This is a genomic window from Allobosea sp. AK1 (genome assembly GCF_006714945.1).
In the GTDB taxonomy this organism is placed as follows: Bacteria; Pseudomonadota; Alphaproteobacteria; order Rhizobiales; family Beijerinckiaceae; genus Allobosea; species Allobosea robiniae.
Window position 1 is genome coordinate 2868394 of the sequence record NZ_VFMG01000001.1, and the last position, 12481, is coordinate 2880874.

Below are 12481 nucleotides of genomic sequence, written 5' to 3' on the forward strand. Positions count from 1 at the left end.
GCCGCGATGCGCGGGCCGGATCGAAAGCTCTGACGTGATTGGCGTGGTGGCGAGCGTGGATCGGCCCCTCCGGAGATGGCAGCCCTGCCAGCTCCCCCGGCCGATTCCGACGGGCCCGATGGACAGGGCGGCTCAAGGCCGCCGGAGAGACGACGGACGCAGGGATGACACGGGCGAGGCGACAGGAGCGAGATGGCGGCTGGCGACCGCGCGCATTGCTGCCCGCGCTGGCGGCAGCGTCGGTCACCGTTCCGACCATGGCGCGCAGCGAGTGGCTGGCACCGGTACCCTTCGATACCATGGGCTCGGGCGGGCTTTCGCTGGTCCTGGCGGGCCTGACCGTCTTCGCCACGACGACATCGCTGATCTATGTGCGCGAGCGGACGCGCTGGCAGAAGCGCGAGGCCAAGCTCGCGGCCGATCTCGAAGCGGCGCGCAGCCACCAGGAGCGGCTCTCGATCCTGCTCGCAGCCGATCCACAGGTGGTGGTGAGCTGGAAGGGCCGTGATGCCGAGCCCATCTTCGAGGGCGACAGCGGCTTCCTCGGGGCTCCCGGTGCGACGCTCGCTTTGGCTTATGGCAGCTGGGCGCCGCCGGTCGACGCCAAGCGTCTGGAACTCGCGACCGATGCGCTGAAGCAGCGCGGCGAGGCCTTCAATTTCACGCTGCGCAGCAAGGCGGGGCCTTTCATCGACGTCGAGGGCCGGCCCGTCGCCGGGCGCGCGGTGATCCGCTTCCGCGAGGTCACGGGCGAGCGGGCCGAGGTCATGACCCTGCGCGGCGAGCTCGAACGCGTGACCGTGGGCCACGCGGCGCTTTCGAGCCTGCTCGCGGGGCTGCCGCATCCCGCCTGGATGCGCAATGCCGATGGCCGCCTCACCTGGGTCAACGCCGCCTATGCGCGTGCGGTGGAAGCTGCCGATCCGGCCGCCGTCGCGAAGAGCGGGCTGGAGCTGCTCGACCGCACCGAGCGCGATGCCGCCTCGCGGGCGCGCCGGGAAGGCGCGACCTTCGCCCTGCGGGCGCCGGCCGTCGTCTCCGGACAGCGGCGCACGCTCGACATCATGGAACTGCCGACCGCGACCGGATATGCCGGCTTCGCCACCGACATGAGCGAGCTCGAGGCGGTCCGGGCCGATCTCCAGCGCCAGATGGACGCCCATGTCCGCACGCTCGATCGGCTCAAGACGGCGGTCGCCGTCTTCGACGGCACCCAGCGCCTCGTCTATCGCAATTCCGGCTTCGATGCGCTCTGGTCGCTGGAAGCGGGCTTCCTCGACGGCCAGCCGACCGATGGCGAGATTCTCGACAAGCTGCGCGCCGAGCGGCGCCTGCCCGAGCTCGGCGATTACCGCAGCTGGAAGGCGGCGGCGCAGGCCGCCTATACCGCGACGCGCGCCAGCGAGGACTGGTGGTACCTGCCGGACGGGCGCACCGTCCATGTCGTCGCCAGCCCCAATCCGCAGGGCGGCGTTACCTATCTTTATGACGACGTCACCGAGCGCTTCACGCTGGAATCCCGCTTCAACGCCCTGTCCCGCACCCAGCGCGAGACGCTCGACTCGCTGCGCGAAGGCGTCGCGGTGTTCGGCTCGGACGGGCGGCTCAAGCTCTCCAACCCGGCCTTCGCCCAGTCCTGGCGCATCCAGGGCGGCGACCTCGCGGCCAGCGCGCCGCATATCGATGAGGTCATCCGGCTCTGCCGGCCGCTCTTCCCGCAGGACGAGGTCTGGAGCGAATTGCACAGCGTCGTCACCGGCGTCCGTGACGCGCGCGAGGATTACAGCAGCCGCATCGAGCGGCGCGACGGCACGGTGCTCGACATGGCTGCAGCGCCCCTGCCGGATGGCGCGACGCTGATCTCCTTCGCCGACGTCACGGCCAGCGTGAATGTCGAGCGGGCGCTGACCGAGAAGAACGAGGCGCTGGAGACGATCTCGCGGCTGCGCGAGGATTTCGTCCACCATGTCTCCTACGAACTGCGCTCGCCGCTGACCAACATCATCGGCTTCGCGCAGTTGCTCGGCACCGAGACGGTCGGCGCGCTCAATGACAAGCAGCGCGACTACACCTCCCATATCGTACGCTCCTCCGGCGCGCTGCTCGCCATCATCAACGACATCCTCGACCTCGCCACCATCGACAACGGCGCGCTAACGCTCGAAATCCAGGATGTCGACGTCGCCGACACCATCGCCCAGGCGGCGGCCGGGCTGCACGACCGGCTAACCGACACCAAACTCGACCTCAAGGTCGAGATCGATCCGCGCACCGGCCCGCTGCGGGCCGACGGCAAGCGCCTGCGCCAGGTGCTGTTCAACTTGCTCTCCAACGCCATCGGCTTCTCCTCCGCCGGCCAGACCGTGACGGTGAACGCGACGCGCACAGGCGGGGACATCCGCATCACGGTTGTCGATCAGGGCCGTGGCATCCCGGCCGAGGTGGTGGAAAAGGTGTTCGAACGCTTCGAGAGCCATTCGCTCGGCTCCAGCCATCGCGGCGTCGGGCTGGGATTGTCCATCGTCCGCTCGATCGTCGAATTGCATGGCGGCCATGTCGAGCTCGATTCCGTGCCCGGCCGCGGCACGCGGGTGACGGCTGTCTTCCCGGCACAGGGCGTGCCGCTCTCGGATGCCGCCGAATGACCGAAGAAGCCCGCAAGGCCGGGACGCACCGGCTCTCGCTGGCTGACGAGGCGGCGACGCTGCGCCTCGCTGCCGATATCGCCGCCATCCTCAAGCCTGGCGACATCGTCGCGCTCTCCGGCCATCTCGGTTCCGGCAAATCGTTCCTGGCGCGCGCCATCCTGCGCGAGCTCGCCGACGATCCGGCGCTGGAGGCGCCGAGCCCGACCTTCACCCTGGTCCAGAGCTACGAGACGGGCCATGGCACGGTGCTGCATGCCGATCTCTACCGCGTGCGTTCGCCCGACGAGCTCGACGATATCGGGCTGGTCGAGGATATCGATCGCCTGATCATGCTGGTCGAGTGGCCTGACCGGGCCGGCACGCGCCTGCCGGCGGCCCGCCGCATCGATATCGTGCTCGATGTCGACCCCGACAATCCGGAAACCGGCCGCATCGCCGATCTCTCGGGCGGTGTCCTCTGGAAGCAGCGCGTGGCCATTGCGGTGGCATCGCGCCGTCTCCTCGATAATGCCGGCTGGGGCGAGGCCCGCCGCGACTTCATGCTCGGCGACGCCTCGACGCGTGCCTATGAGCGCCTGACCCGGCCGAGCGGCGAGACCGCGGTGCTGATGATTTCGCCGCCGCGGCCGGACGGTCCCCCGGTCCGGCTCGGCAAGCCCTATAGCGCGCTCGCCCATCTCGCCGAGACGATCGAGGCCTTCGTCGCGATGGATCGCGGCCTGCGTTCGCTCGGCTATTCGGCGCCGGAGATCCTGGCGCAGGATCTGACGACCGGCCTGCTGGTGATCGAGGATCTGGGGGCTGAGGGCGTGATCGATGCCGAGCGCCGCCCGATCGCCGAGCGCTACGAGGCTACGGCGCAGCTCCTCGCCGATCTGCATCGCCACACGCTGCCGACGATCCTGCCGGTGGCGGAGGGGCGCGACCACACGCTGCCGCCATACGACCGCCAGGCGCTCGCCATCGAAACCGAGCTGATCCTCGAATGGTATGCGCCGCATATCGCCGGCGTGACGCTTCCGGCCGTCACCCAGGCCGAGTTCGCGCGCATCTGGAGCAAGCTCTTCGACGAGATCCTCGCGGCGCCCCAGACCTGGACGATGCGCGACGTGCACTCGCCCAACCTGATCTGGCTGGAGCAGCGCCAGGGCCATGCCCGGCTCGGCCTGATCGACTTCCAGGATGCGGTGCTCGGCCATCCCGCCTATGATCTGGTCTCGCTCGGCCAGGATGCCCGCATCGACGTCCCCGCCTCGCTGGAACTGCGCTTGCTCGCGGCCTATGGCGCGGCGCGGCGCGGCGATGCCCCCGATTTCGATCTCGCCGGTTTCGCCCGCGCCTATGCGATCCTCGGCGCCCAGCGCAACACCAAGATCGCCGGCATCTTCGCCCGGCTCGACAAGCGCGACGGCAAGCCCGACTATCTGAAGCATCTGCCGCGCGTCGAAGGTTATCTGCGCCGCAACCTCGAGCATCCTGCCCTGGAAGAGCTCAAGGCCTGGTACCAGGCGCATATGCCGAAGCTGTTCGAGACCGAAGCGGCAGATGAAAGCAATCTGTGACCTGACTGACCGTCATTGCGAGGAGCGCAAGATCCGAAGCAATCCAGGGGGACGTAGCGCTCTGCCGCCCCTGGATTGCTTCGCTACGCTCGCAATGACGATGAGACAGACGCGAGCGCCGTTGGTATCCGATCGCAATCCGCTCTAGTCTCAAGCCGATCACTACGGAGATTCGCGTGACCACAACCGCTTCGCCGCCGATCCGCCGGGCGATGGTGCTGGCGGCCGGGCTCGGGCAGCGCATGCGCCCGATCACCGACACGCTGCCGAAGCCGCTGGTCAGGATCGGCGGCAAGGCGATGCTCGACCATATGCTCGACCGGCTGGCCGAGGCCGGCGTCGAGGAAGCGGTCGTCAACGTCCACCATCTCGCCGGGCAGGTCGAAACGCATCTCGTGGATCGCACCCGTCCCCGCATCACCATCTCGGACGAACGCGCGGAGCTGCTGGAGACCGGCGGCGGCGTCCGGAAGGCGCTGCCCTTGCTGGGTGCCGCGCCCTTCTTCCACGTCAATTCCGATGCGCTCTGGCGCGAGACCGGCCGGCCCGCGATGAAGGCGATGGCCACGGCCTGGGACCCCGCGCGGATGGACATGCTGCTCCTGCTCGCCGATCGCGAAACCAGCCTCGGCTTCGATGGCGCCGGCGATTTTGTCCTGGCCGATGACGACCGCCTGTCCCGCCGGGGCAGCGCCGCGAGCGCACCTTACGTCTATGCCGGCGTCGCGATCCTGAAGCCGGAGCTCTTTGCCGATACGCCGGAAGGGCCGTTCTCGCTCAACCTGCTCTTCGACCGTGCCATCGCGCGCGGCCGCCTGTTCGGCGAGCGGCTGGAAGGCCGCTGGCTGCATGTCGGCACGCCCGAGGCCATCGCGCCGGCCGAGGCCGTGTTCGCCGCCGCCCAGCCGGTCGATGCCTGAGCTCAACCTGTTCAGCATCCCGGCCGGCGCCCCCTTCTTGGAGGTGCTGGCGCAGGCGATGCTCGACGGGCGGCTGGGGCCGGTCCACGACCCCGCCGATCCCGCGGCGATGGCGCGCGCGACACTCTACCTGCCGACGCGCCGCGCCGCCCGCGCCTTCGCCGCGATCCTCGCCGGAAAGCTCGGCGGTCGGCCGCTGCTGCTGCCGCGCATCGTCCCGCTGGGCGATGTCGACGAAGCCGAAACGGCGCTGATCGGCGCCGGTGCCTGGGCAGAAGAACGCGTCTCTCCGATCGCCCCGCTTGAACGCCGCATGCTGCTGACGCGGCTGGTCGATGCCTGGGGCCGCACAGCCAATCGCAGCCATCTCAAGCTCGATCCGGCCGAGCCCGCGCTGGTGCCGGCGACGCTGGCCGAGGCCTATGGGCTCGCCGGCGACCTCGCGGCCCTGCTCGACCAGATGCAGACCGAAGGCGTTTCGGTCGAACGACTCGCCTCGCTCGATGCCGCCCGTTTCGATCGCGTCTGGCAGCTCAATGCCGGCTTCCTAGCCATTCTCGGCGAGGCCTGGCCCGAAATCCTCGTCGAGCGCGGCGCCTGCGATCCGGCCGCCTTCCGCAACCGCATGCTCGCGGCTGAGCGCGACAGGCTCATCGGCGGCGGGGCGAGCGGGCCGATCATCGCCGCCGGTTCGACCGGTACGGTTCCGGCGACCGCGCGGCTGCTCGCCGCCATCGCGAGACTGCCGAACGGAGCGGTGGTCCTGCCCGGCATCGATCTCGGACTGGAGGCTCGCGCCTGGGATGCGATCGCGAAGGAGCCGGCCCATTCGCATCCGCAGGCCGCCCTGCATCACCTGATGGAGACCCTCGCCGCGGATCGCGACGATGTTCGCGAGCTGGCGCAACCCGCCGCCGCACGCGAAGCCCGCGCCGCGCTGCTGCGCGAGGCGATGCTGCCGGCCTCGGTCACCGAACTCTGGTCCGATCTCGGGGCGCGTGTTCCGGACGGGATGGCGGCGGAGGGCTTCCAGGATCTGCGCGTCGTCGAGGCTGCGGATGAGCGTGAGGAGGCGCTCATCGTCGCCATCGCCCTGCGCGAGACGCTGGAGCGGCCCGGCGCCCATGCAGCGTTGGTGACGCCGGATCGCGGGCTGGCCGAGCGCGTCGCGGTCGAGCTCAGGCGCTGGGGCGTCGAGGTCGACGATTCCGCCGGCCTGCCGCTGGGGCGTTGGCCGGCCGGTTCGCTGCTGCGCCTGATCCTCGAAGCGGTACTGGCCGAGATGGCGCCGGTCGCGCTTGTGCCGCTGCTCGCCCACCCGCTCTGCCGGCTCAGCCTCGGGAAGGCGGCGCTGACACACGGCGCTGCCGCGCTCGATATCGGGACATGGCGCGGGCAGGCGGTGGGCCGGGGGATGCCCGGGCTGGAAGTCGCGCTCGCAAACTGGGAGGCGATCCGCAAAAGCGGGCACGTTCCGCGTCCGCGCGCCCGGCTGGCGGCGGAGGACCAGGCGGCCGCCGCTGCCGTATTGCGTGGGCTCGGGGCAGCAAGCGCATCCTTGCGCGAGGCATTCGCCGCCGCGACGCTGTCATTGGCCGCCGTCGTCGCCGCAGCGCGCGAAGCTGTCGCTGCCTTCAGCCAGAGCGAGGCGGGCACGCCGCTCGCCTTCGTCGGGTCGGATGGCGAGGCCCTGTCGGGGCTCTTCGACGAACTCGCCGCCGCCGAGGCCGTCATGCCGCCGGATGGCACGGCGCGGGATTTCGTCGCCATCCTCGACGGCCTTCTGGCCGAGACCGTGGTCAAGCGAGCCGCCCCCGGCTATCCGCGCGTCGCGATCTGGGGGCTGCTCGAAGCGCGCCTGCTGGAGGCCGACCATGTCGTGCTCGGCGGGCTCAACGAGACCGTCTGGCCGCCGCAGACCACGACCGATTCCTTCATCAACCGGCCGATGCGGGCCGAGCTCGGCCTGTCACCGCCCGAACGGCGCGTCGGCCAGACTGCGCATGACTTCGTCATGGCCGCTCTGGCGCCGCAGGTGACGCTGACGCGCCCCCGCAAGGCCGGCGAGGCCGAGACCATCGCCTCGCGCTTCTGGCAGCGCCTGCAGGCGGTGACGCCGCAGCCGGTCTGGGCGAAGGCCGTGGACGAGGGGGCGAAGCTGCGGGCTTTGGCCGGTGTCCTGAGCGCTCCCGCCGATGCCAGGCCGATCGCCCGTCCGGCGCCGCGCCCGCCGCGCGATCTCCAGCCGCTCTCGCTCAGCGTTACCGAGGTCGAGACGCTCTATCGCGACCCCTACCAGATCCATGCCCGCAAGATCCTGAAGCTCGACGCGCTCGATGACCTCGTCGCGGACCCGACCGCGCAGGATCGCGGCAAGCTCCTGCACGGCATCGTCGAGGAATTCACCACGACCTATCCCGAAGGGCTGCCGGCCGATGCGCTCGGCCAATTGGTCGAGATCGGCGCCCGGCTTTTCCGCGCCTATGACGACGTGCCGGAGGTCAAGGCCTTCTGGTGGCCGCGCTTCCTGCTGACGGCTGGCCATTTCATCCGCTGGGAGGAGCGCCGACGCGGCGATATCGGCCGCATCGGCGTCGAGCTCTTCACGGCCGCGAGTTTCCCGCTCGCCGATGGCAACGAATTCCGCTTGAGCGGCAAGGCCGACCGGATCGAGCTGACGCGAATACCTTCGCTGCGCATCGTCGATTTCAAGACGGGTGCGCCGCCCTCCAAGAAGCAGGTCGAGAAGGGCTTTGCACCGCAATTGACACTGGAAGCCGATCTGGCGGCGCGCGCCGGCTTCAAGGGGCTGGCCGGGCCGCTGCCGGTCGACGACGTGCTCTATATCAAGCTCCACCACGATCCCAAGAGCTGGGGAACGAGCACGCCGCTCAAGTTCGGCGACGAGTCTTTGGCCGATGTCGCCGCGCTTCATCTCGAACGTCTGCTCGAATATCTCGATGCCTTGCGCTCGGGCCGCGAGCCCTTCGTCTCGCGCCGCGCGCCCGACTATATCCGCTATGCCAGCCCCTATGACCACCTCGCCCGCGTCAAGGAATGGTCGGCGGCGCCCGGTGGTGACGAGGGGGGCGAGGTATGAGGCCCGGCTGGATCGTCCCGTCGCTGACCAACCAGCGCCAGGCGCAGGCCGCCGATCCCGGCCTTTCCGCCTGGGTCTCGGCCAATGCCGGCTCGGGCAAGACCCATGTGCTGGTCAACCGCGTGCTCAGGCTGCTGCTCGACGATGTCGCGCCCGGCCGGATGCTCTGCATCACCTATACCAAGGCGGCGGCCGCCAATATGGCCAACCGCATCTTCAGGGCCTTGAGTGCCTGGGCGACGCTCTCCGACGAGGCGCTCGCCAAGGAGCTGGCGAACCTCACCGGCCGGGCACCGAATGCGGCCGAGCGAGCCAAGGCCCGCCGCCTTTTCGCGCAGGCGCTGGAGACGCCGGGCGGTCTGCGCATCGAGACGATCCACGCCTTCTGCACGCGGGTGCTGCAGGCAGCCCCGTTCGAGGCGAATGTGCCGCCCCGCTTCGAGGTCGCCGACGATCTGGCGCAGGCGGAGATGCTGCGCGCCGCGCGCCGCGAGTTGCTTGCCCTCGTCACTGCCGAGCCGAATGGGCCGGAAGCGCGCGCACTCGACCTGCTCGCAAGGCTCGCGGCGCAGGACTCGTTCGAGACGATGTTCCAGGAGGCTTTGCGCCAGCGCGCCCTGTTCAGCGACGAGAATGGCCGGGCTCGCGATCCAGAGGCGGTGAAGGCCGGCATCGCCGCCTTCCTCGGTATCCCGCCGGATCTGTCGGCCGACGCGATCAGGACGCACTTCCGCGCCGATCTGGCCGTGCTGCCGGGCCTTCACGCGCTGGTCGACGCGCTTCAGGCCGGCAGCGCGACTCGCCAGACTTGCGCGGCGAACCTGCGAACGCTCCTCGCCGGGCAGGATGACGGCGACCCCATCGGCTTCTGCCGGCGCGGCTTCATCACCGAAGCCGGCGCGATCAACGCCAATATCCGCGGCAAGGGCAAATCCGAGTTCGACGGCGCCCTGCTGGTAACGCTGGAGACGCTCGCCGCCTGTCTGCTCGGCGCCGCCGAGCAATTAAACGCCGTCGCCATCCGCGACCGCAGCGCGGCGCTCGCTTTGCTGGTGACGCGCATGCTCGCCTCCTATCAGCGCCAGAAGAGCCTGCGCTCGCTGCTCGACTATGACGATCTGATCGCACGCACGCGCTCGCTGCTGGAGCGGGTCGAGGCCGCCTGGGTGCTCTACAAGCTCGATGCCGGCATCGACCACATCCTGCTCGACGAGGCGCAGGACACCGGCGAGGCGCAATGGGCGATCTTGCGCAAGCTTGCCGAGGAATTCACCAGCGGCGGCGATCTCCGGGCGAAGCCGCGCACTATCTTCGTCGTCGGCGACGAGAAGCAGTCGATCTACGGCTTCCAGGGCGCTGCTCCCGCAGCCTTCGGCGAGGAACGCCGGGCGCTCGAGACGCGGGTTACGGCCGCGAAACAGGATTTCGAGGCGATCAGCCTCAACACCTCCTTCCGCTCGGCGCCCGACATCATGCAGGCGGTGGACGCCGTCTTCGCCTTGCCCGAGCATGCGCGCGGCCTCGTCTTCGACGGCGCCGCGCGGCCGGAAATCCACGATACGGTCCGTCGCAACGCACCCGGAACCGTCGATATCTGGCCGCTTGCCGCGAACGATACCGGCGAGCCGCCCGATGCCTGGACGACGCCGGTCGACGCACCCGAGCGGCGCAGCGGCACGGTGAAGCTCGCCGAGCGCATCGCGCGCACCTTGCGGCGCTGGCACGACGCCGGCCGCGACGATCTCGGCCATCCCTTCGCGGCCGGCGACGTCATGATCCTGCTGCGCCAGCGCGGCGCGCTGTTCGAGGCGATCGTCAAGGCGTTGAAGGATGCCGGCGTCCCCGTCGCCGGCCGCGACCGCCTGACGCTGGCCGAGCATCCGGCGGTGGAGGATCTCGTCGTGCTCGGCCGCGCCCTGCTGCTGCCCGACGATGACCTGACGCTCGCCACCGCGCTCAAGACGCCCTTGATCGATCTCGACGACGACGATCTCCTGCGCCTTGCGCCGAACCGCAAGGGCTCGCTGCGCGCCGCCCTGCAGGCGGCGGCCGGCGAACCGCGCTATGCCGCTGCCGAGGCGAAGCTCACCCACTGGACGCGGGAGGCCGGGCGTTGCGGGCCGTTCCGCTTCTTCGCCGACCTGCTTGGCCCCGGCGGCGGGCGCAATCTCGCCCTGGCCCGGCTGGGCGCCGAGTCCGGCGACGCGCTCGATGCCTTCCTCAACGCCGCGCTCGATCACGAGCGCCGCTACGGCCCCTCGCTCGCCGGTTTCCTCCAGCATGTCGCCGGCAGCGCCGCCGATGTGAAGCGTGATCTCTCGGCCAGCGCTGGCGAGGTCCGCGTCATGACGGTGCACGGCTCGAAGGGCCTGGAAGCCAAGATCGTCATCCTAGCCGATCTCGGCACCGAGCCCGGTGCGAGGCGCCTGCCGAAGATCCTGGCCGTGCCGTCGCCCCATGGTGAGCTCGTGCCGCTCTGGCCACCCGCCGCCGCGGAGGACGTATCGGCGACCGCTGCGGCCAAGGCCGTGGTGGTCGCCCAGATGGTCGAGGAGCATCATCGCCTGCTCTATGTCGCGATGACCCGCGCCGAGGACCGGCTGATCGTCTGCGGCGTGCAGGCCACGGGCGAGGCGCCGCCCGGAAGCTGGTACGCGATGATCGAGCAGGGGCTGATGCGGTCGGAAGCTGGCCTGAAGCCGATCGGCGACGGCGACGAGGCGATGCTGCGCTTCATGGTCTCCGCGCCGTCATCGGCAGAAGAGGAGACCGGCCGGATACAACGAGAGGCCGTGCCTTCCGCCGTGCCGTCCTGGCTGTCCGAGCGGGTCGCGCGCGAAGCCGAACCCTTGCCGCCGCTGAAGCCGTCGAGCGCGCTTGCCGCGGCTGATGGCGAGGAGCGGCCGGGCGACGGTCCTTTCCTCGCCTTGGCGGCGGCGGCCGGCCGGCTGGCACATTTGCTCCTGCAGGTCCTGCCGGGCGTTCCGGAGGCGCGTCGCCCGGCGACGGCAGCGGCCCTGGCGCAGGCGCGCGGCGGAGCCCTGCCGCCCGAAAGGCGGGCAACCATCGCCACGGACGCCCTGCACCTGCTGGCCGCCCCGGCGCTGGCCGGGCTCTTCGCCCCGGATGCCCTGGCGGAAGTCCCCGTCGCGGGTTCGATCCGCCTGGCGGATGGCGCGGCGCGGGCCGTATCCGGGCGGATCGACCGGTTGGCGGTGACCGCCGAGAGCGTCGTCGTCGCCGATTTCAAGACCACGGCCCGGCCCCCGCGCGAGGCCGATGCGATCCCGGTCACGACGATCGCCCAGCTTGCCGCCTATGCCGCGCTGATGCGGGAGATCTATCCGGGGCGGGAGGTTCGGGCTCTGGTGATCTATACGGCGAGCCTCGCCTGTTTCGAACTGGATACCGGCCGCCTTGACGCCGCGCTCGCGGCCCTGGCAGCCGGTGAGGAAGCCGCTTCCGCCGAGGGATCGTTCCCGCCATGAAATTCGTGCCGCATTCCCTCGCTCTGCGCCCGCGTCTGCTGATCGCTCTGGCCGCGGGCGCCTTGCTCGCCATGCTGTTGCCGGGCGACTGGCGCTGGGCGACGCGCCTGCTGGTCGCCTGGGATGCCGGGGCCGTCCTCTATCTCGGCCTGCTGGCGGCGACGATGTTCACGGAGACGGTCGATCAGATCCGGGCGCGGGCGGAGCAGCAGGACGAGGGCGCCGTCGCCATCCTCGTCATATCCTGCCTCGCGGCGACGGCGAGCCTTGCGGCCATCGCGGTCCAGCTCACCGGCATCGGGGCGGTGCCGGCGGCTGAGCGCGGCGCCCATCTCGCGCTCGGCGGCGTCACGATCCTGTGTTCCTGGACGTTGCTGCACGCCTTCTTCACCCTGCACTATGCCGGCATCTATTATCGCGGCGGCAAGACCGAGCCCTGCCTCGATTTTCCTGGCAGCGGCACGCCGAACTATGTCGATTTCCTGTATTTCTCCTGCACGATCGGCTGCACCTCGCAGACCTCGGATGTCGGCGTGACCACGCGCCGCGCGCGCGGCGTCGTGCTTGTGCATTCGATCCTGGCCTTCGTCTTCAACACCTCGATCCTGGCGATGGCGATCAATGTCGGGGCGAGCCTGGTCTCGGGCGGGTCGTGACGCGCCGGCCTCACCTCCGCCCTGCGGTGCACGCGCCTTGACCGGAGGGGCCGGCGTTCATAGCTTCGCTGGCGAAGGGCGACGATGCCGCCCATGGATTCGAAAGG

At 70.1% G+C, this 12481-nt stretch carries 6 protein-coding genes; all 6 read left to right on the plus strand.

From position 1 onward, the window contains the following. Window positions 1-164: 164 nt before the first annotated feature. The 6 genes from FHT98_RS14160 to FHT98_RS14185 all read left to right on the plus strand — a co-directional run bounded on the left by FHT98_RS14160 (window position 165) and on the right by FHT98_RS14185 (window position 12374). Window positions 165-2645, plus strand: coding sequence for a sensor histidine kinase (locus FHT98_RS14160; protein ID WP_113586314.1), 2481 nt, complete (start codon window positions 165-167; stop codon window positions 2643-2645). Then, window positions 2642-4210 (plus strand): tRNA (adenosine(37)-N6)-threonylcarbamoyltransferase complex ATPase subunit type 1 TsaE, encoded by a 1569-nt coding sequence (tsaE, locus tag FHT98_RS14165; RefSeq protein ID WP_142114423.1) that lies wholly within the window; start codon window positions 2642-2644, stop codon window positions 4208-4210. Before FHT98_RS14160 ends, tsaE begins: the two co-directional genes overlap by 4 nt. Window positions 4211-4422: 212 nt before the next feature. Then, window positions 4423-5130, plus strand: a complete 708-nt coding sequence (locus tag FHT98_RS14170) for a nucleotidyltransferase family protein (RefSeq protein ID WP_142115764.1) — start codon at window positions 4423-4425, stop codon at window positions 5128-5130. Continuing rightward, complete coding sequence (gene addB / locus FHT98_RS14175; protein WP_185745164.1) at window positions 5123-8230, plus strand: double-strand break repair protein AddB; 3108 nt, start codon at window positions 5123-5125, stop codon at window positions 8228-8230. The genes FHT98_RS14170 and addB overlap by 8 nt, the downstream gene beginning before the upstream one ends. Continuing rightward, window positions 8227-11718, plus strand: coding sequence for a double-strand break repair helicase AddA (addA, locus tag FHT98_RS14180; protein ID WP_142114425.1), 3492 nt, complete (start codon window positions 8227-8229; stop codon window positions 11716-11718). Before addB ends, addA begins: the two co-directional genes overlap by 4 nt. Beyond that, the gene (locus FHT98_RS14185) at window positions 11715-12374 is read left to right on the plus strand and encodes a DUF1345 domain-containing protein (RefSeq protein WP_061971780.1); all 660 of its coding nucleotides are present in this window, start codon (window positions 11715-11717) and stop codon (window positions 12372-12374) included. The genes addA and FHT98_RS14185 overlap by 4 nt, the downstream gene beginning before the upstream one ends. Window positions 12375-12481: the final 107 nt, after the last annotated feature.